Origin of the sequence: uncultured Jatrophihabitans sp. (assembly GCF_964246335.1) — a bacterium.
Taxonomy (GTDB): domain Bacteria; phylum Actinomycetota; class Actinomycetes; order Mycobacteriales; family Jatrophihabitantaceae; genus Jatrophihabitans.
On sequence record NZ_CAXTQF010000011.1, the window covers coordinates 21,698 to 41,308 of the forward strand.

General features: G+C 71.3%; 21 protein-coding genes. 12 read left to right on the forward strand and 9 right to left on the reverse strand.

The genetic code is table 11. The features are described from left to right. Window positions 1-49: 49 nt before the first annotated feature. The 4 genes from ACFFCN_RS05240 to ACFFCN_RS05255 all read left to right on the forward strand — a co-directional run bounded on the left by ACFFCN_RS05240 (window position 50) and on the right by ACFFCN_RS05255 (window position 2,641). Window positions 50-793 carry a dienelactone hydrolase family protein gene (locus tag ACFFCN_RS05240; protein ID WP_375490082.1) on the forward strand — a complete coding sequence of 248 codons (744 nt, stop codon included), beginning with the start codon at window positions 50-52 and terminating at the stop codon, window positions 791-793. 1 nt (window position 794) lies between these two features. Beyond that, the gene (locus ACFFCN_RS05245) at window positions 795-1,061 is read left to right on the forward strand and encodes a DUF6295 family protein (protein ID WP_375490083.1); all 267 of its coding nucleotides are present in this window, start codon (window positions 795-797) and stop codon (window positions 1,059-1,061) included. Between the two features lie 22 nt (window positions 1,062-1,083). Continuing rightward, the gene (locus ACFFCN_RS05250) at window positions 1,084-2,052 is read left to right on the forward strand and encodes a zinc-binding dehydrogenase (protein ID WP_375490084.1); all 969 of its coding nucleotides are present in this window, start codon (window positions 1,084-1,086) and stop codon (window positions 2,050-2,052) included. Between the two features lie 67 nt (window positions 2,053-2,119). Further along, window positions 2,120-2,641 (forward strand): hypothetical protein, encoded by a 522-nt coding sequence (locus ACFFCN_RS05255; RefSeq protein WP_375490085.1) that lies wholly within the window; start codon window positions 2,120-2,122, stop codon window positions 2,639-2,641. A 7-nt stretch (window positions 2,642-2,648) separates the two neighbouring features. Here the strand turns inward: ACFFCN_RS05255 and lepA are convergent, their stop codons facing one another. Then, the gene (gene lepA / locus ACFFCN_RS05260) at window positions 2,649-4,496 is read right to left on the reverse strand and encodes a translation elongation factor 4 (protein ID WP_375490086.1); all 1,848 of its coding nucleotides are present in this window, start codon (window positions 4,494-4,496) and stop codon (window positions 2,649-2,651) included. Between the two features lie 50 nt (window positions 4,497-4,546). Here lepA and ACFFCN_RS05265 point away from each other — a divergent pair, with 50 nt between their 5' ends. From ACFFCN_RS05265 to rpsT, 4 genes are all read left to right on the forward strand, one after another. After that, window positions 4,547-5,215: an NAD(P)-dependent oxidoreductase gene (locus tag ACFFCN_RS05265; RefSeq protein WP_375490087.1), complete on the forward strand. Its 669-nt coding sequence runs from the start codon at window positions 4,547-4,549 to the stop codon at window positions 5,213-5,215. 41 nt (window positions 5,216-5,256) lie between these two features. Next, complete coding sequence (locus tag ACFFCN_RS05270; protein WP_375490088.1) at window positions 5,257-6,249, forward strand: ribose-phosphate diphosphokinase; 993 nt, start codon at window positions 5,257-5,259, stop codon at window positions 6,247-6,249. 87 nt (window positions 6,250-6,336) lie between these two features. Next, window positions 6,337-6,738 carry a hypothetical protein gene (locus ACFFCN_RS05275; RefSeq protein WP_375490089.1) on the forward strand — a complete coding sequence of 134 codons (402 nt, stop codon included), beginning with the start codon at window positions 6,337-6,339 and terminating at the stop codon, window positions 6,736-6,738. A 161-nt stretch (window positions 6,739-6,899) separates the two neighbouring features. Next, a complete protein-coding gene (gene rpsT, locus ACFFCN_RS05280) occupies window positions 6,900-7,160 on the forward strand; it encodes a 30S ribosomal protein S20 (RefSeq protein ID WP_375490090.1) in 261 nt (86 codons plus the stop codon). 85 nt (window positions 7,161-7,245) lie between these two features. Here the strand turns inward: rpsT and holA are convergent, their stop codons facing one another. Genes holA through ACFFCN_RS05295 form a run of 3 tightly spaced genes read right to left on the reverse strand, consistent with a single transcriptional unit; the run spans window position 7,246 to window position 11,569 of the window. Then, on the reverse strand, window positions 7,246-8,160 hold the full coding sequence (gene holA, locus ACFFCN_RS05285; protein ID WP_375490122.1) for a DNA polymerase III subunit delta: 915 nt from the start codon (window positions 8,158-8,160) through the stop codon (window positions 7,246-7,248). Continuing rightward, complete coding sequence (locus ACFFCN_RS05290; RefSeq protein WP_375490091.1) at window positions 8,082-10,700, reverse strand: ComEC/Rec2 family competence protein; 2,619 nt, start codon at window positions 10,698-10,700, stop codon at window positions 8,082-8,084. Before ACFFCN_RS05290 ends, holA begins: the two co-directional genes overlap by 79 nt. Next, on the reverse strand, window positions 10,697-11,569 hold the full coding sequence (locus ACFFCN_RS05295) for a helix-hairpin-helix domain-containing protein (protein WP_375490092.1): 873 nt from the start codon (window positions 11,567-11,569) through the stop codon (window positions 10,697-10,699). Before ACFFCN_RS05295 ends, ACFFCN_RS05290 begins: the two co-directional genes overlap by 4 nt. A 173-nt stretch (window positions 11,570-11,742) precedes the next feature. Between ACFFCN_RS05295 and ACFFCN_RS05300 the strand changes: the two genes are divergently transcribed. Then, window positions 11,743-12,105 (forward strand): hypothetical protein, encoded by a 363-nt coding sequence (locus tag ACFFCN_RS05300; protein ID WP_375490093.1) that lies wholly within the window; start codon window positions 11,743-11,745, stop codon window positions 12,103-12,105. A gap of 48 nt (window positions 12,106-12,153) precedes the next feature. Here ACFFCN_RS05300 and ACFFCN_RS05305 read toward each other — a convergent pair whose 3' ends face one another. Next, window positions 12,154-13,002, reverse strand: a complete 849-nt coding sequence (locus ACFFCN_RS05305; protein WP_375490094.1) for a DegV family protein — start codon at window positions 13,000-13,002, stop codon at window positions 12,154-12,156. A gap of 52 nt (window positions 13,003-13,054) precedes the next feature. After that, the gene (locus tag ACFFCN_RS05310) at window positions 13,055-13,630 is read right to left on the reverse strand and encodes a helix-turn-helix domain-containing protein (protein WP_375490095.1); all 576 of its coding nucleotides are present in this window, start codon (window positions 13,628-13,630) and stop codon (window positions 13,055-13,057) included. A gap of 66 nt (window positions 13,631-13,696) precedes the next feature. Here ACFFCN_RS05310 and ACFFCN_RS05315 point away from each other — a divergent pair, with 66 nt between their 5' ends. After that, entirely contained in the window at window positions 13,697-14,644 is a 948-nt protein-coding gene (locus tag ACFFCN_RS05315) for an NAD(P)/FAD-dependent oxidoreductase (RefSeq protein ID WP_375490096.1), read from the forward strand. Next, window positions 14,641-15,261, forward strand: coding sequence for a class I SAM-dependent methyltransferase (locus ACFFCN_RS05320; protein ID WP_375490097.1), 621 nt, complete (start codon window positions 14,641-14,643; stop codon window positions 15,259-15,261). The genes ACFFCN_RS05315 and ACFFCN_RS05320 overlap by 4 nt, the downstream gene beginning before the upstream one ends. Window positions 15,262-15,268: 7 nt before the next feature. On the opposite strand, the gene ACFFCN_RS05325 is transcribed toward ACFFCN_RS05320, so the two are convergent. The 3 genes from ACFFCN_RS05325 to ACFFCN_RS05335 form a co-directional block, all read right to left on the reverse strand. Next, a complete protein-coding gene (locus ACFFCN_RS05325; RefSeq protein ID WP_375490123.1) occupies window positions 15,269-15,685 on the reverse strand; it encodes a DUF779 domain-containing protein in 417 nt (138 codons plus the stop codon). A gap of 86 nt (window positions 15,686-15,771) precedes the next feature. Beyond that, a complete protein-coding gene (gene adh / locus ACFFCN_RS05330) occupies window positions 15,772-17,295 on the reverse strand; it encodes an aldehyde dehydrogenase (RefSeq protein WP_375490098.1) in 1,524 nt (507 codons plus the stop codon). A 94-nt stretch (window positions 17,296-17,389) separates the two neighbouring features. Next, window positions 17,390-18,691: a transcriptional regulator gene (locus ACFFCN_RS05335; protein WP_375490099.1), complete on the reverse strand. Its 1,302-nt coding sequence runs from the start codon at window positions 18,689-18,691 to the stop codon at window positions 17,390-17,392. 79 nt (window positions 18,692-18,770) lie between these two features. On the opposite strand from ACFFCN_RS05335, the gene ACFFCN_RS05340 reads away from it, so the two are divergent. Next, entirely contained in the window at window positions 18,771-19,610 is an 840-nt protein-coding gene (locus ACFFCN_RS05340; RefSeq protein WP_375490100.1) for a siderophore-interacting protein, read from the forward strand. Window position 19,611 lies beyond the last annotated feature (1 nt).

Below are 19,611 nucleotides of genomic sequence, written 5' to 3' on the forward strand. Positions count from 1 at the left end.
TGTTCGACCCGCGTCGTCGCCGACGTCGCGCTAGTGCTTCCATCGAGGTATGGGAGATGCACTGAGTGCCGGCACGATCTCGCTCGACGCGCACGGCGGTGACGCCATCGAGGCGTACCTCGCCCGGCCGGACGGTGACGAGCGGCGCGGCGGCGTCGTCTTCATCCACCACATGCCCGGCTACGACCGCGCGTCGAAGGAGATCGTGCGCCGCTTCGCCGAGCTCGGCTACGACGCGATCGGGCCGAACCTGCACTACCGCGAGGCGCCGGGTGCCGCGCCGGACGACGCCGCGGCGGCCAGCCGTGCGGCCGGCGGGGTGCCCGACGACCGGCTGATCGGCGACGTCGGCGCGGCCGCGGCGTACCTGCGTGCACTGCCGACGTCCAACGGCAAGGTCGGGGTGATCGGCCACTGCTCCGGCGGCCGGCAGACCGTGCTCGCGGCGTGCAACCTCGACGTCGATGCCGCCGTCGACTGCTACGGCGCGTTCGTCACCGAGGACGTGCCTGCGGATTTCCCGGTCAAGATGGTCCCGCTCAAGGACCAGCTGCCGAGTCTGCGGTGTCCGCTGCTCGGCCTGTTCGGCAACGACGACCAGCACCCGTCGCCGGACGCGGTCGACGAGCTCGAGCGGCTGCTGCAGGAGTCGGGCAAGACCTATGACTTCCACCGCTACGACGACGCAGGCCATGCGTTCTTCTCCGTCGACCGCCCGTCGTACCGCGTGGCTGCGGCCAACGACGGCTGGGAGCGCATCACCGACTTCTTCGCCGCGAATCTCGGGAGCTGACATGTGCACCTACGCCACGTTGCAGACCGCCGTCGACGGCAGCGCCAAGGGGCCGAACGGGCGGTGGTTCCACGTCACCGACGCGACCGTCTACTTCGACCACCCGGTGCACGCGATGGCCGAGCACACGCTCAACATCGACCTCGCAGCGCCGTCGGCGGGACCGTCGGCGCGCGTCGCCGTCGAACTCACCGCGGCCTCGGCACGCGACTTGATCGCCGCGATCCAGGGCGCGCTGGACAGTGCCCCGGCGCAGATGACCGCCTGATACCGCTCAGTAGGGTCGGGGGATGCGCGCCGTCTACGCCGAGTCCTTCAACCCCGATGACCCGCTCGCCGGGCTGGTCGTCGGCGAGCGGCCCGACCCCGAGCCGCCGGACGGCTGGACGCGCGTGGCGGTGCGCGCCGCCAGCCTGAACCACCACGACCTATGGACGCTGCGCGGCGTCGGCATCAAGGCCGAGCAGCTGCCGATGATCCTGGGCTGCGACGCCGCCGGTGTCGACGAGGCGACCGGTGCCGAGGTCGTCGTGCACGCCGTCATCAACCAGCCGGGCTGGACCGGCGACGACACCGTCGACCCCAAGCGCTCCTTGCTGTCGGAGAAGCACCAGGGGTCGCTCGCCGAGTACGTGATCGTGCCGCAGCGCAACGTGATCCCGAAGCCCGCCGATCTGTCGTTCGCCGAGTCGGCGTGCCTGTCGACGGCGTGGCTCACCGCCTACCGGATGCTGTTCACCAAGTCGGGGCTGCGGCCGGGGCAGACGGTGCTCGTGCAGGGCTCCGGCGGCGGCGTCGCGACGGCGTGCATCTCGATGGCCCGCGCGGCCGGCCTGCGCGTCTACGCCACCGCGCGCACCGCGGACAAGCAGGCGCGGGCCCTCGAGCTCGGCGCGCACGAGGCGTTCGAGTCCGGCGCGCGGCTGCCGGAGAAGGTCGACGCCGTGATGGAGACGGTCGGCGAGGCGACGTACGCGCACTCTGCGCGATCACTCAAGCCGGGCGGCCGGATCGTCATCTCAGGCGCGACGTCGGGCCCCAACCCGCCGGCCGACCTCAACCGGTTCTTCTTCCTGCAGCTGGAACTCGTCGGCTCGACGATGGGCACGAAGGCGGAGCTGACCGACCTCATCGCGTTCCTCGCCGCCACCGGGCTGCGCCCGCACATCGACCGCACCCTGCCGCTCGAACAGGCCGGCGACGGGCTGGCCGCGATGGCGTCCGGCGAACTCGTCGGCAAGATCGTGCTCGAGACCTGACGGGTCTGGCTCAGGCGGCAAACGACTGATACCTTTCGGCGACCGCCGCTCCTGACAAGGACCACACATGACCGCTCCGCGCCGCATCGCCACGGCCGCCCTCGCGCTCATCCTCACATTCGTCGCGGGCACCGCGGCCAGCAACGCCGCGGCCCTGCCGAACGCGCACCTGCACCTGCGGGTGGGGGTTCCCGCGCAGCACTACAGCGCCGCACCGGTCGGCGGCGTCCATCTCCGGGTCGGCAAGATCACCGAGACCACGTGCCGCATCGCGAACTCGGGGCCGGCCACCGTCACCCACCTGCACGTCCGGCTGGCCTTCCAGACGGCGACACCGAAACGCTGGACCGTGCGGCTGCACCGGCACGGCAAGGCGCGCACCGGCGGCGCTGTCCAGGACGTCGGGACGGTGAAGAAGGGTCAGACGAGGACGGTCCGGTTGTTCGTCACCCCGCGGGCGCACTCGGCCCGTCAGCTGACGATCACCTGCGGCGCCGACCCGTCGCGCACCGTCGAGATCGTCCAGCCGCGCTACGACCGGGCCGGCGACACCGGCGCCGCCCTGCGGCTGCACCCGCGCAGGGGCTAGAGCAGGATCAGGACTTCGCGGGTTCGACGTCCCCGGTCGACAACGCGGCGATGAAGGCCTCCTGCGGCACCTCGACCCGACCGATCGTCTTCATCCGCTTCTTGCCCTCCTTCTGCTTCTCCAGCAGCTTGCGCTTCCGGGTGATGTCACCGCCGTAGCACTTGGCCAGCACGTCCTTGCGGATCGCGCGGATGTTCTCCCGCGCGATGACCCGCGAGCCGATGGCCGCCTGGATCGGCACCTCGAACTGCTGGCGCGGGATCAGCTTGCGCAGCTTCTCCGTCATCGACGTGCCGTAGGCGTACGCCTTGTCCTTGTGCACGATCGCCGAGAACGCGTCGACGGCCTCGCCCTGCAGCAGGATGTCGACCTTGACCAGGTCCGCAGCCTGCTCGCCGGCGAGCTCGTAGTCGAGGCTCGCGTAGCCGCGGGTACGCGACTTCAGCTGGTCGAAGAAGTCGAAGATGATCTCGCCGAGCGGCAGCGTGTACCGCAGCTCGACGCGCGACTCGGACAGGTAATCCATGCCGTCGAGACTGCCGCGCCGCGACTGGCACAGCTCCATGATTGCGCCGATGTACTCGCTCGGCGCGATGATCATCGCCTTGACGACGGGCTCGCGCGTCTCGCCGATCTTCTTCCCGCTCGGCCAGTCCGACGGGTTCGTGACGACGTATTCGGTGCCGTCCTCGAGAAAAACGCGGTAGACGACGTTCGGCGCGGTGCTGATCAGGTCGAGATCGAACTCGCGCTCGAGGCGGTCGCGGGTGATCTCCAAGTGCAGCAGCCCGAGGAAGCCGCAGCGGAAGCCGAAGCCGAGGGCGGCGCTGGACTCCGGCTCGTAGACCAGCGCGGCGTCGTTGAGCCGCAGCTTGTCGAGTGCGTCGCGCAGCAACGGGTAGTCCGAACCGTCGAGCGGATAGAGGCCCGAGTAGACCATCGGGTTCGGGTCGCGATAGCCGCCGAGCGACTGCGCGGCCGGCTTGGCGGCGTCGGTGATCGTGTCGCCGACACGCGACTGCCGGACGTCCTTAACGCCGGTGATCAGGTAGCCGACCTCACCCACGCTCAACCCGTCGGTGGGCTTCGGCTCGGGCGAGATGACACCGATCTCGAGCAGCTCGTGGCTGGCACCGGTGGACATCATCACGATCCGCTCGCGCGGGGTGAACTGCCCGTCGACGACGCGGATGTAGGTGATCACGCCGCGGTAGATGTCGTACACCGAGTCGAAGATCATCGCGCGGCCCGGCGCGTCGGCGTCGCCCACCGGCGGCGGCACGTCGCGACAGATGAGGTCGAGCAGCTCGTCGACACCCTGGCCGGTCTTCGCGCTGACCCGCAGCACCTCGTCCGGGTCGCAGCCGATGATGTGCGCCAGCTCGTTCGCGTACAGGTCCGGCTGCGCGGCCGGCAGGTCGATCTTGTTCAGCACCGGGATGATGTGCAGGTCGTTCTCGAGCGCCAGGTAGAGGTTGGCGAGCGTCTGCGCCTCGATCCCCTGCGCCGCGTCGACGAGCAGGATCGCGCCCTCGCAGGCGGCGAGGCTGCGCGACACCTCGTAGGTGAAGTCGACGTGCCCCGGGGTGTCGATCATGTCGAGCACGTACTCGACGCCCGTCTCGCGGCTCGTCCACGGCATCCGCACGTTCTGGCTCTTGATGGTGATGCCGCGCTCGCGCTCGATGTCCATGCGGTCGAGGTACTGCGCGCGCATCTGCCGCGAGTCGACGACGCCGGTGAGCTGCAGCATCCGGTCCGCGAGCGTCGATTTGCCGTGGTCGATGTGCGCGATGATGCAGAAGTTGCGAATCCGCGCCGGATCCGTCCGGCCAACTGTCCGGCCAGTGGTCACCTCTTCATGGTCGCACGCGTGCGCACGTGCTCGTGACTACCGTGGGCGGCATGCGCATCGCGGTGTTCGGCGGGACCGGAAACGTCGGCTCGGCAGTCGTCGCCGAGGCGGTACAACGCGGGCACGAGGTGACGGTGCTCTCCCGCCGCGAGGCGCAGGTGGTGCCGGACGGCGCAGCGTGGCGTGCGGGCGATGCCGCGGACCCCGATGTCGTGGCCGAGACGGCCCGGGAGAACGACGTCGTGGTGTCAGCGCTCGGCCCGAGCCGCGCGCCCGGCGAGGACCCGTTTGCGTTCGAGGGCGTCGTGCGCACGATGGCCGGCGCGGTCGGTTCGACGCGGTTGATCATCGTCGGCGGCGCCGGTTCGCTGTTCATCGCGCCGAACGTCCGGCTCTTCGACACCGACGGTTTCCCGGCCGAGTACCAGGACGAGTCGCGCGCGAGCTACGCGGCGTTGGAGTTCCTGCGCGGCGCCGGCCATGACCTCGACTGGACCTACCTGTCCCCGGCGCCGGAGATCGGGCCCGGTGAGCGGACCGGCCGCTACGTGCTGGGCGAGGAGTCGCCGGCCGGCGATCGCATCTCGTTCGCGGACTACGCCGTGGCCCTGCTGGACGAGATCGAGCACCCCGCCCATCACCGCGCGCGGTTCACCGTCGCGGACGAGGCGACAGCGGCCGGCCGGGCGACATCGAGCGCGGCGACGGAACCGAACTGAGTCGCCCGACCGGTCGCGCAATCGCACGGTAGCCTGCACGCGTGCCCGACATCGTGGTGCTGTGCGGCAGCGCGCACCCGGCGTTCGCTCAAGCGATGTGTGCCGCGCTCGGCGTGCCGCTCTCGCCCACCGACATCAAGCGGTTCAGCAACGACTGCCTGTGGGTGCAGATCGGCGAGAACTGCCGGCAGCGCGACGTGTACGTCGTCCAGCCGCTCGTCGAGCCGACGCAGGAGCACCTCATGGAGCTGCTGCTGATCCTCGACGCGGCGCGCGGCGCATCCGCCGCCCAGGTCACCGCCGTCATCCCGCACTACGCCTACGCACGCTCGGACAAGAAGGACGCATCGCGCATCTCGATCGCGGGCCGGCTGGTCGCGGACATGTTGACCACGGCCGGCGCCGACCGCGTGCTGACGATGACGCTGCACGCACCGCAGGTGCACGGCTTCTTCTCGGTGCCCGTCGACCACCTCACCGCGATCGGCGAGCTGGCCGACCACTTCCGCGGCCGCGACCTCACCGACACCGTCGTCGTCTCCCCCGACCTCGGCAACGCCAAGACGGCGACGCAGTTCGCCCGGCTGCTCGGGCTGCCCGTCGCCGCCGGCTCGAAGCAACGGATGGCCGACGACCGGGTCGTCATCGACGCGATCGTCGGCGACGTCGCCGGCAAGCGTGCGATCGTGCTCGACGACGAGATCGCCACCGGCGGCTCGATCATCGAGCTGCTCGAGCGGCTGGGCGAGCAGGGCTGCCCGGAGGCCGCGATCGCGTGCACGCACGGGCTGTTCGCCGGCAAGGCGGTGCCCCGGCTGCAGAACCACCCGCTGGTCAGCGAGGTCGTCACCACCGACACCGTGCCGCCGCCGGACGCCGACTGGCCGCAGTTGACGGTGCGCTCGGTGGCGCCGCTGTTCGCCGAGGCGATCAGCCGCATCCACGGCGGCGAGTCGATCAGCAGCATGTTCGACGGCGTCGACCCGACGCACGGACCCCCGCAGCCGCAGCTGCCGTTCGGCACCGTTGGCTGAGCCGGCCGGACCGCCCGACCCGACGTACTACCCGCCGTGTCCACCGACTGTCGGCTCCTGTTGTGCCGATCGGGCAGGATGAGGCCCATGAGCGAGTCCCGCAGTGATGTCCGTGCCGTCGATTCCCGTGCCGCCGTCGAGTTCCGCGTGCCGGCGACCGACCTGCGTGCCGGAGACCTGGTGAACACCACGCCGGGCGAGGACGACTGGCAGGAGGTGGTCGGCGTCTTCCAGCAGGAGTCCGACGCCAAGAGCGATGAGATCCGCTCGCTGGTGTCGACCCTCGGCGGCCGCTACGTGGTGGTGCAGCTGACCGACCTCGCGCCCGTCGACGGCGGCGTGTACTTCGACGGCGACGCGCCGATGATCTACGGCGACGACGAGGGCCAGGATGTCGCGATCAGCGAGGTCGTCAGCGGCGAGGACGGCATCCGCACCTACCTGTACACCAAGTACGAACTGGTCTCGGTGCGCGCCGCCAGCAGCTGAGCCCCGGCGGCAGCTGAGCCCCGGCGGCGGTTGCGCGCGGCGGCCGCGATTTGGGCGCCGCGACGGGCCGCTGGTAACCTGGCGTGGTTGTCCGCAGGCCGGTGACGGCCGCGACAAGGAATCGTGTCAGCACCCAATCCGAGAACGTCGAGGCTTTCTTCGTGGCGAACATCAAGTCCCAGATCAAGCGGATCCGGACCAACGAGGTCGCGCGCCTGCGCAACAAGAGCGTGCGCTCCTCGCTGAAGACCGCGGTCCGCAGCTTCCGCGAGGCCGCCGACGCCGGCAACCGCGACGAAGCGACCGCCGCGCTGCGCACCGCCTCGCGTCAGCTCGACAAGGCCGCGAGCAAGGGCGTCATCCACGCCAACTCGGCGGCCAACAAGAAGTCGGCGATGGCCGCGCGCCTCAAGGCGCTGTAACCCGCAGCTGCGCGACCCGTCGCACCAACGCTGCACGCACGCCGCGTGATCCCGCCCGGGATCGCGCGGCGTCGGTGCTTAACCCTCAGGTGGCAGAGCGCGCGACGCCGATGAGCCGCACCGCACGCTCGAGCGCGTAGGCGGGGTCGACCGCCTCGCCCTTGACGTCGGCGTTCAGCGTGGCCACGACACCCAGCGCACGGCGCAGCCCGGGCTCGGTCCAGCCCCGGGCCTGCGCGCTCGCCCGCTTGACCTTCCACGGCGGCATGCCGAAGCGCTTGGCCAGCGCGTACTGGTCACCGCGGCCGGCGGACGCGACCCGCGCTACCGAGCGCACGCCGTCGGCCAGCGCGTCGGCGATGACGACGTGCGGCACGCCGACCGCGAGGGCGAACCGCAGTGCTTCCAGCGCCGGACCCCCACGGCCGACGACCGCGAGATCGGCCACCGCGAAGCCACTGACCTCGGCCCGGCCACGGTGGTAGGCGCGCACGACGTCCATGTCGACGTTGCCGCCGGAGTCGCTGACCAGCTGCGCGGACACCGCGGCGAGCTCGCGCAGATCACTGCCCACCGCGTCGAGCAGCACGGCCACCGCGTCGAGAGCGATGCGGCCGCCGTTGCGCCGGATCTCGTGCCGCACGAAGTCGGCGCGGTCGTCCGGGCGGGTCAGCTTGGCCGCGCCGATCTCGAGCGCCTTGGCCTTGCGCGCGCTTTCGAGCACCGCCTTGCCCTTGGCCCCGCCGACGTGGTGCAGCACGAGCGTGACGCCGTCCGCCGGCGCGGTCAGGTACGGGCTCAGCACCTTCGCCGCGGCGACGCGGATGTCCTGCGCCAGGCGCACAACCACCACGCGGGCGTCGCCGAACAGCGACGGCCCGAGAATCTCGTGCAGCTCTGCGCCCTCGATCTGTCCGCCGATCAGCTCGGTGACCTCGAGGCCCGGATCGGCGGCGCGCGCCGCGGCGGCGACCGCGCTGATCGCCCGCTCGACCAGCAATTCCTCGTCGCCGACGACGAGGACGACCGCGGGCAGCGGGTCCGGCAGATCGTCCACCGAGACGGTGCGCGCGGCCATGACGACATCCTCGCACTCACCGCCGACGAGGCGACGGCGCCAGCGGCCAGCGGGCGTCGTCCCGACTGCGTCGCCGCGCCGCTGGGCACCCGCTCCCCCATACCGACAGCGCTGGCCGATTTGCCACGCTCGACTGCGCCCAGCCGACCGTCGTTCGCGGTGATCGCGATGTCACCGTCGTGGTCGGTACGTAGCAGCGGGATGCCGAGGTGCGCGATGTCAGCTACCAGACTCGGCGCCGGGTGGCCGTAGTCGTTGTGCAGGCCGACGCTGACCACGGCGACGCGCGCATGTGCTGCCGCAAGGAACGCCGGGTCGAAGTAGGCAGAGCCGTGGTGCGGCACCTTGAGCACGTCGGCACGCACGTCCGCACCGGAGGCGAGGACCGCAGCCTGCTCGGGCGGCGCAGCATCGCCGGTCAGCAGGATGCTGATGCCGTGGACTGTCGCGCGCACGATCAACGACGAGTCGTTGGTGTCGGTCGGGTCGCAATGTGCCACCGGCGGCGGTCCGAGTACCTGCAGCGTCACGTCGCCGATGCGCGCGGTAGTGCCGACGGCGGGCGTGCGCAGGACGAGGTGGCGCGGGTCGGCAACCCGCCGCACCGTCGCGACGCCGCCGGGCGGTTCGGCGAGCGGTCCGGTCAGCACCTGGCCGACCGGGCGACCACGAGCGGCTCCGGCAACACCGCCGACATGGTCCATGTCGTAGTGCGTGAAGATCAACAGCGCGAGGCGGTCGACGTGCAGATCGTGCAGGCACCGGTCGATGAGCACCGGATCCGGCCCCGCGTCGATCTCCACCGCCGCGCCGCCACCGGCGTTGAGCACGAGGCCGTCACCCTGCCCCACGTCGCACGCGGTGAACACCCACCCAGCAGCCGGCCAACCCGACGTTGCCGAGCGCACCGGCAACACCACGACCAGCAGGGTCACCGCCACCGCGGCCAGCACTCGGCGGATGCTCGAGCGCAACGCGACGACCGCGAGGACGGTCAGCAGTGCCAGCAACAACAGCCCACCGGCGGTGCCCTGCGGCCAGCCGAGCGTGGCCCCGTGCAACCCGCCGAAGAAGTCCGCCACTCCCACGAGCCAGCGGCACGGCCAGCCCGCCGTCCACGCCAGGACGCCGGCCAGGCCGGACCACACGGGAGCGGCGAGCGCTGCCGCGAAGCCGAGGATCGTGGTCACGGCCACCACCGGCTCGGCCAGGACATTGGCCGGAATCGCGACCAGGCTGACCCGCCCGGAGATGGCCGCGACGACTGGTGCGGTGACCACGTGGGCAGCTGCCGCCACCGCGATCGCTTCGGCCAGCCCGATGGGCACGCGACGCTTCCGCAGCGCCCGCGCCCATCCGGGAGCGACGACGATCAGCGCGAGCGTGGCCAGCACCGACATGGCGAACGACGCACTCGACGCCAGCGTGGGATCCCACACGAGCAACGCGAGCGTCACTCCGGCAAGCCCGGGCAGGGCAGCGCGCGGGCGCCCGGTGAGCATCGCGCCCAATGCGATGGCGCTCATGAACGCTGCGCGCAGGACGCTGGGCGACGGCCGCGCGACGACCACGAACATCATCAGCGCAGCCGCGCCGACGAGCACGCACACCCACGGCCGGGCCCGTACGCGGCGCAGCACCAGCAGCAGCGTGCCGATCACAATCGAGCAATTGGTGCCGCTGACCGCCACCAGGTGCGTGAGGCCGGCCAGCTTGAACTGCTGCGCGAGCACGGGATCGAGGCCGGTGGTGTCGCCGTCGACGAGGCCGGGGAGCAGACCACGCTCTTGGTCGGGCAACCCCCGTGCCGAGCTGCGCAGCCCGGCGCGGATCACGCCCGCTGTGCGTTGCCACCACGGCGGCCGGCCGATCGGGCGTGGCGGTCCGCGCGCGAACAACGTGCTCGACAGCGGATTGCCGTCGGCATCCTCGGCAAGCTGTCCGGAGACCCGCACCACCTGGCCGGGCAGTAGGTTCGCCCATCCGGTGACGTCGCCCATGACGATCACTTGGCCGTCGACGCCAGCCGATCTGCCGTCCGTCTGCACGCGACGCGCCTCGGTTTCGACGAGAACGCGGGTCATGCCCGCCGGTCCTTTCGTGGCGAGCGTGCGCGGGTCAGCGGTGAGCTGCGCCTCGAGCTCGACCGGGACGCCCCGGCGGGCGAGCAGATGCAACGGCGACGCGTCGGCGAGGGCGACCCGGGCGGCGAGCGGCAACAACGTGAGTGCGGTGCAGAACAGCGCCAGGCCGAGCGCCGCGGCAGCGCGCCGGCGACGCGCGCCGCACACGACGACGAACCCGACGACACCGCACCCGGCGCCGAGCCACGTGGTGGCGACCGCGGACAGCGACGAGCAACCGAGAACCGCCAGCCATGCCAGCGCCGCGCCGACGGCGAGGCGAGCATCGAGCGGTTCCCGGTCGACGCCGGGCCGAGCGTGCGCAAGCGCCGCGGTCATACCGTGACGACCGGTTTCAGGGCCTGGAACTTGACCGGGCCGATGCCGGGCACGTCGTCGAGCTGGTCCACCGAAGCGAACGACCGGTGCGCGGTGCGCCAGTCGAGGATGTGCTGAGCGAGCACCGGACCGACGCCCGGCAGCGTCTGCAACTGTTCGAGCGACGCTGTGTTGATGTCGACCGGGGCACCGGCACTGGCCGACCCGTCAGCACCTGCGGCGACCGCTGCACCGCCACTTGCAACCGGTTGCGCGGCGGCCGGTGCGGCAGTTATCCCGACCGCGATCTGCTGCCCGTCACTGACCGTCGCAGCGAGGTTGAGGCTGTTGAGACCCACGCCGGGCAATGCGCCACCCGCCGCGTGCAGCGCGTCGTCGATCCGCGATCCACTGGGCAGCCGGTAGACACCCGGGCGGCGCACCTTGCCGGCGACGTCCACGACGACGGTCGCGCTCGACGAGGTTGCCGTAGCAGCAGGAGCGGCCGACGCCGGCACCCCCGACGCGCCCGTCGAGGTTGTCGTCGCGCTGGATGCCGCTCCGCTGTCCGGCGCGCTGCCGGGCACCTTCGCCGTCGGCGCCGCGCCGACGGCCATGGCCTGCGGACGGTCGGTGAGCACCCACGCGCCGGTGACGGCCGCGACGATCAGCACTGCGACGCCCACCAGCGCGGCCGTGCGCCGGCCAGGGTCGAGACGCACCGGGAAGCGCGCGGCGAGCCGCTGCAACGGCGTCGGCTGCCCCGTCACCGCACGGGCGGCGACCCCGACATCGTCTGGCAGCCGCGGTCGTTCCGCCACCGGAGTGGCACGGTCGTCACCCAGCAGGGCGCGGACCCGCGCCGCCACGCGATCGGACTCTGTTCGCACCCGCCGAACGCTAGGAACTCGAGCTGCCCGCCGGGCTCGAGAAAGCGAGATTGTGGACGGCTACCAGCGCTGTGGAGGACGAAGCGCGGTTCGTCGGACCGACGTGCTAACGCACCCGCACAGCGAAAACCGCATGTCTAGGCAACGAACCAGCTGTGCGCCATCATCAACGAATGGCCACCGCCCACCAGCCCAATACCGACTCGACTCAACGCGTCCTCCTGATCGCGGGCGCCGCCCTCGTGGCCCTGTTCGTTGCCGGCTGGATCGGCTACGGCCTGCACGCCGTCACCCACCCCGCCAAAGACCTTCGGGTTGTCTCGACATTCTCCGGCAAGATCAGCGTGGTCAGCGACAACGACAACGCCGGTTGCGTCACCTCCGACAGCGGCCACCGCTACTGCTCGGGCTTTCTGACGAACCCCGGCCGCACACTGCATGTCGGTGAGCACGTGACGGCCGCGTACGGCTGGGTCCCCGACAGTGCCGGCGGCGACCACAACGTCGTGATCATCTATTCGACGGCAGCCCAGTAGCGGGCCGGACGACGCCTGCGGCGGGCTACTGTGCGAGCCCAGTGACACTCAGCGGCGCACGATCACGGTGCCGAGCGCGCCCGGCCCGAGATGCGCACCGACCACGGGGCCGAGCTCGCTCACGCGACACGTGCGCAGACCCGGCACGGCCGCCCGCAGCTGTATCGCCAACCCGTGCGCCCGTTCCGTCGCATCGACGTGGTGCACCGCAAGATCCACCTTGTGCGACCCGGCGGCCTGGACCGTCAGCTCCAGGAGCCGGGCCAGCGCGCGCGAGCTGGTGCGCACCTTCTCCAGCGGCACGATCTGCCCCTCGACCAGATGCAGCAGCGGCTTGACCGACAGCGTCGTCGCGAACAGCGCGGCCGCCGAGCCGATGCGTCCACCGCGGCGCAGGTGCTCGAGCGTGTCGACGTAGAAGAGCGTGCGGGTGGCGTCGACGGTGCCGGTGGCCGCACCCTGCACCCCCGCCGCGGACGCGCCGTCGGCAGCGCGCTCGGCGGCGTCGAGCACCGCATAGCCGAGCGCCATGGCGGTCGCCCGCGAATCGACGACGCGCACCACGCCGTGGCCGAAGTCCTGCGCGGCGAGCACCGCAGACTCCCAGGTGCCCGACAGCGACGCCGACAGGTGCACCGACACGATCCGCTCGGCGCCGGTCTCCAGCAGATAGCGGTACTGCGCGGCGAACTGCGCCGGGGTCGGGCGCGAGGTCGACACCGACGTCCCGGCCCGCAACGCGCGCGCGACGTCGGTGGCCGACACGTCCACGCCGTCGATCGCCGTGCGCGAGCCGATCGTCACGCGCAACGGCACGACCGTGATGCCGTGTCGCTCGACGAGTTCGTCCGGCAGGCAGGCCGTGGAATCCGTGACGACGGCGACGCGCTGAGTCATCCGCCTATCGTGCACCCGACCGGCGTCGCCGCAAGGCAGGCAGCGGCGACACTCAGGCCCGCGCCCGCAGGTGCGCGCGCTCGCCCTGGCGGCCGAACAGGCTCAACAACTCGACCGGCCGGCCGTCCGCGCTGCCGAACCAGTGCGGCACGCGGGTGTCGAACTCTGCGGCCTCGCCGGCGCCGAGTCGGTGCTCCGTCGCGCCGAGCACCAGCCGCAGCTGCCCGTCGAGCACGTAGAGCCAGTCGTAGCCCTCGTGCGTGCGCTGGTCGGGCACCGGCTGCCGACGCCAGCCCGGCAACACCAGCTTGAACGCCTGCAAGCCACCGGCACGGCGGGTCAGCGGCACGTGCGTCATGCCGTGCCGCTTCACCGGCCGCAGGTGGACGCGCGGGTCACCCGTCTCCGGCGCGTCGACCAGCTCGTCCAGCGTCACGCCGTAGACGCGCGCGAGCGGCAACAACAACTCCAGGGTCGGCCGACGCTGCCCCGACTCGAGCCGGGACAGCGTGCTGACCGAGATGCCGGTGGCACCGGCGAGCTCGGCCAACGTGGCCGCACGCTCCTGGCGCAGCGTGCGCAGGCGTGGGCCCACGGAGTCCAACGCGTCGTCGAGCTGTTCGGCCATCCGCCTAGTTTGCTACACCAGCAACAAACCTTGCCAGATCGCGCGGGCCGTGCGCATGCTGCCGGCATGGCTACGACGAATTACGACGTCATCGTGATCGGCGGCGGCTCCGCCGGCCTCGCCGCCGGCGTCATCCTCGCCCGCTCGCGCCGGTCGGTCGCGGTGATCGATGCAGGCCACCCACGCAACGCGCCCGCGGACGGCGTGCACAACTTCCTCACCCGCGAGGGCACACCACCCGCAGAGCTGCTCGCCGTCGGCCGGCGCGAGTTCACCGGGTACGGCGGCACGCTCATCGAGGCCGAGGCCACCGACGCCAGCCGCGACGGGGACGGCTTCGCCGTCGAGCTCGACGACGGCCGCCGCCTGGCGGGCCGCCGCCTGCTGATCACCACCGGACTACGCGACGAACTGCCCGACATCCCCGGGCTGACCGAGCGGTGGGGTCACGACGTCCTGCACTGCCCCTACTGCCACGGCTGGGAGGTCCGCGACCAGCAGATCGCGATCATCGGCACCGGCCCGATGGCCGCGCACGGTGCCTCGCTGTTCCGGCAGCTCACGGACCGCGTGACTCTGTGCCTGCACAACGCGCCGCTCGACGACGAGCAGCGCACGCGACTCGCCGCCCGCGACGTCCGGATCACCGACAGCCCGGTCGAGACCCTCGTCGTTGACAGCGACCGTCTCGTCGGCCTACGGCTGACGGACGGCACGGTCGTCGATGCGGACGCCGTGGTGGTCGCACCACGATTCGTCGCGAACTCGGCCGTGCTCACGAGCCTCGGCGTCGAGGTCCGCGAGCACGAGATGGGCGTCGGCCGGCATGTCGTCGTCGACCCGATGCAGCGCACGTCCGTGCCCGGGGTCTACGCCGCCGGCAATGTGTCCAACCTGATGGCGCAGGTCATCAGTGCGGCGTCGGAGGGGTCGGCCGCGGGCGCCATGATCAACGCCGACCTGGTCACCGAGGACTTCGATCGGGCCGTCGCCCGGGCTGGCGTGCCGGCATGAGCGTCGGGTACGACCAAGCCTTCTGGGACGAGCGGTACCGCCAGCACGCGCACATCTGGAGCGGCAACCCGAACCCGCATCTGGTCGCGCAGGCCGAAGATCTGCGGCCCGGCCGCGCGTTGGACGTCGGCTGCGGCGAGGGCGCGGACGCGGTCTGGCTCGCGCAGCGCGGCTGGCAGGTGGACGCGATCGACGTGTCCGAGGTCGCGCTGAACCGGGCACGTGAGCACGCCGGGGCACAGGGCGACCGCGTCACCTTCCGCCGCGTCGACCTGATGACCGAACGCGACCTCGGCGACGCACGCTACGACCTCGTGTCCTCGCAGTACCTGCACCTACCGCCGGACGTTCGGACGGCGGTCATCGCGTCCCTGGCCACCGCGACGGCCCGCGGCGGCACGCTGCTGATCGTCGGGCATCACGTCAGCGACCTCCAGGTGGTGCCGCGGCCGAACGCGCCCGAGCTGTTCTTCACCGGCGCGGAGATCCGCGCAGCGCTCGTCGCGGACGAGTGGGACGTGCTGATCGACACCGCCGCGCCACGCACCGTGCCGCACCCCGAGGACGGGCGCACGGTGACGATCCACGACAACGTCTTCTGCGCCGTTCGGCGCTAGCCAGAGGTCAGACGAGGTCGAACGCCGCGAGCTCGTCGTCGGTCAGCAGCCGTGAGCGGATGAGGAACCGCACGCCGTCCGGCGCCTCGACCGAGAAGCCGGCGCCGCGCCCCTTCACGACGTCCACCGTGATGTGCGTGTGCTTCCAGTACTCGAACTGGCTCACCGACATCCACATCGGAATGCCGCGGTCCAGTCCGACGTCGAGATCGCCGAGATGCACGTCGGCGTCGCTGGTGATGAAGTCGCCGTCCTCGAAGCACATCGGCGACGACCCGTCACAACAGCCACCGGACTGGTGGAACATCAGCGGGCCGTGCCGCTTGGTCAGGTCGCGCAGCAGCTCGGCCGCTGTGTCAGTGACGCCGACGCGCGAATGCGTGTTCTCCGGCGCCGTCGAGGGCGATGTGGTGTCGGCGGTGATGTCCGATGTGCTGATGGCTGCCTCCTCGTGTCAGCGGCCCGTCGACAGGAGTGTCCCCCGCCGACGGGCCGCGTCACATACCCGGTTTAGAAGAAGCCGAGCTTGTCCGGTGAGTAGGACACCAGTAGGTTCTTCGTGTTCTGGTAGTGGTCGAGCATCATCTTGTGGTTCTCCCGCCCGACGCCGGACTGCTTGTAGCCGCCGAACGCCGCGTGCGCCGGGTACTGGTGGTAGCAGTTCGTCCAGACCCGGCCCGCCTGGATGGCGCGCCCCGCCCGGTATGCCTGCGACCCGTCGCGCGACCACACGCCCGCGCCGAGGCCGTACAGCGTGTCGTTGGCGATCTTCAGGGCGTCGTCCTCGTCGTCGAACTTGGTCAGCGAGAGCACCGGGCCGAAGATCTCCTCCTGGAAGATCCGCATGCCGTTGTGCCCCTCGAACACCGTCGGCTCGACGTAGTAGCCCTCCGCGAGGTCACCGTCGAGGTGCGCGCGGTTGCCGCCGGTGAGCACCTTGGCGCCCTCCTGCCTGCCGATGTCGAGGTAGGACAAGATCTTCTCGAGCTGGTCGTTGGACGCCTGCGCGCCGATCATCGTGTCGGTGTCGAGCGGGTTGCCCTGCTTGACGGCCTTGACCCGCTCCAGCGCGTCACCGACGAACTGGTCGTAGATCGACGCCTGCACGAGCGCACGCGACGGGCAGGTGCAGACCTCGCCCTGGTTGAGCGCGAACATCGTGAAGCCCTCGAGCGCCTTGTCGTAGAACGCGTCCTTCTCCCGCGCGACGTCTGCAAAGAAGATGTTCGGGCTCTTGCCGCCGAGCTCGAGCGTCACCGGGATCAGGTTCTGCGACGCGTACTGCATGATCAGCCGACCGGTGGTCGTCTCCCCGGTGAAGGCGATCTTCGCGATGCGGCTGGACGACGCGAGCGGCTTGCCCGCCTCCGAGCCGAAGCCGTTGACGACGTTGAGCACGCCGTCGGGCAGCAGGTCGCCGATGACCTCCATGAGCTTGAGGATCGACCACGGCGTCTGCTCGGCCGGCTTGAGCACCACGCAGTTGCCGGCCGCCAGCGCCGGCGCGAGCTTCCACGTCGCCATCAGCAGCGGGAAGTTCCACGGGATGATCTGGCCGACGACGCCGAGCGGCTCGTGGATGTGGTACGCGACGGTGTCGCCGTCGACCTCGGAGATGCCGCCCTCCTGCGCGCGGATCGCGCCGGCGAAGTAACGCCAGTGATCGACGGCGAGCGGCAGGTCGGCGGCCATCGTCTCGCGGATGGGCTTGCCGTTCTCCCAGCACTCGGCGATCGCGAGCATCTCGAGGTTCTCCTCGATGCGGTCGGCGATCTTGTTCAGGACGAGCGCCCGCTCGGCGGCCGGCGTCGCACCCCAGGCACGCTTCGCGCCGTGCGCGGCGTCGAGCGCCTTCTCGATGTCCTCCGCGGTGCCGCGGGCCACCTCGGTGAAGGGCTTGCCGGTGACGGGGGTGATGTTCTCGAAATACTCCCCCTTGGCCGGGGGCACCCACTGGCCACCGACGTAGTTGTCGTAGCGGCTCTCGATCTTGACGGGGCTGTCCGCCGTTCCGGGCATTGCGAAGACAGGCATGCGGTGAACCTCCGAGGTGTGACGCCGGCCATCGGGCCGCTATGCCGTCACCGTAAGCAGCGCAACGTTGCAACGACGCTGCAACGGTGCGGCATCAGCTGTGCGAGCGCCCGAACAGCGCCTCGAGCCGACGCGCCTCGGCCACCGCGACGGGCTGCAGCGGGGACGTCGACGGCAGCGTGCGCGACTGCTGCTGCCACATCGGCAGATCCTGCGCACCCCACCGCGACCGCGTCCACGCGACCATGAGGTCGGCCTCGCCGCTGGCCAGCACCGCGGCGCGCACCTGGTTCTGCAGCGCGTCGCGGCGCTGTTCGACGCCCGGCGACGACGACTGCGGCAGCAGCGGCCCCTTGTACAGACGCAGGGCGTCGCGCACCCGGCCGGCCGCCAGCTGCGCGGCGACCGCCGACCAGTCGCACTCGGTCTGCACCACGATGCGGTACGGCCGCGACTGCAGCACGCCCGCACCGAGCAGGTTGCGCAGCCGGGTCATCTCCGAGCGCATCGTCGACGAGTGCACGTCGGCGGCGTACACCTCGATCTCGAGCTGTTCGGCACTGAGACCGTCCGGTTGGTCGACGAGCACCGTCAGGATGTCGCTGTGCCGCGGGCTGAGCCGGTGGCTGCGGCCGCCGATCTCGGCGATGCAGTCGGGCAGGCCGAGGCCGCGCAGTCGCAACGTGCGCTCGGCCGCGGCGGCGCCAGGTGGCGACCACAGCCGCGGCGAGTGCAGCAGTCCGCGCTCGAGCCCGATCCGGGCAAGCTCCGACTCGGCCATCCGCGCCGCGGCGCGCACCATGCCCATCGTCTGCGGGCCGGCGACGTCCGCGCCGCCGGTGATGTCGACCAGCCCGAGCACCGCATGCGTCTCGGGATCGTGGATGGGGACGGCGGCACAACTCCACTTCTGCACCAGCCGGTTGAAGTGCTCGCTGCTGGCGATCTGCACGGGCGAATCGAGATGCAGCGCTGTGCCCGGCGCGTTGGTGCCGGCGTGCACCTCGTCCCATGCCGCGCCCTCGACGAAGTTGATCGACTCGGCGCGGCGCAACACGCCCGGGGCGCCGCAGACCCACAGCAGCTTGCCCTCGGCGTCGCCGACGGCCATCACGCACTCGCAGTCGACGGCCGCGCGACCGAGCACGTCGTAGAGCAGCGGGAACACCTGCGACAGCGGGTGCGCGGAGCGGTAGTCGTCCAGATCGGCGGGGTCGAGCACCACCGGCGCCAGCTGCGCGTCCGGGTCGACGCCGGCCGCGGACGAGCGCAGCCATGAGTCCGCCACGACCGGACGCACGGAATCGGCCACTGTGGCGCCGCCGTCGCTCAGGAACGCCGCGTGGGCGCGACGCCGCGCACGTTCGGCGGCGGACTCGGTGGTGACGGCTGCCACATGGTTAGTCAAGCCCGCGGACTGCCATCTGCCAACCGTAAGCGCTAAAGTTAGGCAACCCTAAGTCGGAGGTACTGAGATGGCGCCCGAACAGCGCCGGCGTCCCGCGCCGCGCCGCACGCAGGTCGTGCAGACCGAATGGCTGACGCCGCACCTGCGCCGGATCGTGCTCGGCGGCGACGGACTGCGCGACGGTTTCGCGCCCGTGCACGCCGATTCCTACGTCAAGGTGCTGTTCCTGCACCCCGGGGTGCGCTACCCCGAGCCGCTCGACCTGGACACCGTGCGCGCCACCTTCCCCGCGCAGCAGTGGCCGCGGATGCGCAGCTACACGGTGCGCAAGTGGGACGCCGAGCGCGCCGAGCTCACGCTGGACTTCGTGGTGCACGGCGACGACGGCGTGGCCGGCCCCTGGGCGGCCGGTGCGCGAATGGGCGACGTCGTGCATCTGCAGGGCCCGGGCGGCGCGTACTCCCCCGCGGCCGACACGCCGCACCACCTGCTGATCGGCGACGAGAGCGCGCTGCCCGCCATCGCCGCCATCCTCGACCGGCTCGACCCGGACGCCGCGGTGGACGCGTTCGTCGAGGTCGACGGCGCCGGCGACGAGATCGCCCTGTCGCGGCACGTCACCTGGGTGCACCGCGACGGCGCGAAGGTCGGCGACGCGCTGCTCGCAGCCGTCCTCGACCGCCGGGTCGACCCGGGCACGCACGCCTTCGTCCACGGCGAGGCCGGCTTCGTCAAACGACTGCGCCACTGGCTGCGCGTCGAGCACCAGCTACCGGCCGCGCAGATCTCCATCTCCGGTTACTGGCGGCTGGGCAGCGACGACGAGGGCTGGCGTGCGGGCAAGGCCGCGTGGAACGCCGAGGCCGAGGCGGCCGAGGCGGCGGCCGGCCTGCGTCCCACCGGCTGAG

What these genes read in the sequence shown, in the direction of transcription:
- ACFFCN_RS05240 (WP_375490082.1), top strand. Translation starts at nt 50, where the DNA reads ATGGGAGATGCACTGAGTGCCGGCACGATCTCGCTCGACGCGCACGGC.
- ACFFCN_RS05245 (WP_375490083.1), top strand. Translation starts at nt 795, where the DNA reads ATGTGCACCTACGCCACGTTGCAGACCGCCGTCGACGGCAGCGCCAAG.
- ACFFCN_RS05250 (WP_375490084.1), top strand. Translation starts at nt 1,084, where the DNA reads ATGCGCGCCGTCTACGCCGAGTCCTTCAACCCCGATGACCCGCTCGCC.
- ACFFCN_RS05255 (WP_375490085.1), top strand. Translation starts at nt 2,120, where the DNA reads ATGACCGCTCCGCGCCGCATCGCCACGGCCGCCCTCGCGCTCATCCTC.
- ACFFCN_RS05265 (WP_375490087.1), top strand. Translation starts at nt 4,547, where the DNA reads ATGCGCATCGCGGTGTTCGGCGGGACCGGAAACGTCGGCTCGGCAGTC.
- ACFFCN_RS05275 (WP_375490089.1), top strand. Translation starts at nt 6,337, where the DNA reads ATGAGCGAGTCCCGCAGTGATGTCCGTGCCGTCGATTCCCGTGCCGCC.
- ACFFCN_RS05290 (WP_375490091.1), bottom strand. Translation starts at nt 10,700, where the DNA reads ATGACCGCGGCGCTTGCGCACGCTCGGCCCGGCGTCGACCGGGAACCG.
- ACFFCN_RS05300 (WP_375490093.1), top strand. Translation starts at nt 11,743, where the DNA reads ATGGCCACCGCCCACCAGCCCAATACCGACTCGACTCAACGCGTCCTC.
- ACFFCN_RS05305 (WP_375490094.1), bottom strand. Translation starts at nt 13,002, where the DNA reads ATGACTCAGCGCGTCGCCGTCGTCACGGATTCCACGGCCTGCCTGCCG.
- ACFFCN_RS05310 (WP_375490095.1), bottom strand. Translation starts at nt 13,630, where the DNA reads ATGGCCGAACAGCTCGACGACGCGTTGGACTCCGTGGGCCCACGCCTG.
- ACFFCN_RS05315 (WP_375490096.1), top strand. Translation starts at nt 13,697, where the DNA reads ATGGCTACGACGAATTACGACGTCATCGTGATCGGCGGCGGCTCCGCC.
- ACFFCN_RS05320 (WP_375490097.1), top strand. Translation starts at nt 14,641, where the DNA reads ATGAGCGTCGGGTACGACCAAGCCTTCTGGGACGAGCGGTACCGCCAG.
- adh (WP_375490098.1), bottom strand. Translation starts at nt 17,295, where the DNA reads ATGCCTGTCTTCGCAATGCCCGGAACGGCGGACAGCCCCGTCAAGATC.
- ACFFCN_RS05340 (WP_375490100.1), top strand. Translation starts at nt 18,771, where the DNA reads ATGGCGCCCGAACAGCGCCGGCGTCCCGCGCCGCGCCGCACGCAGGTC.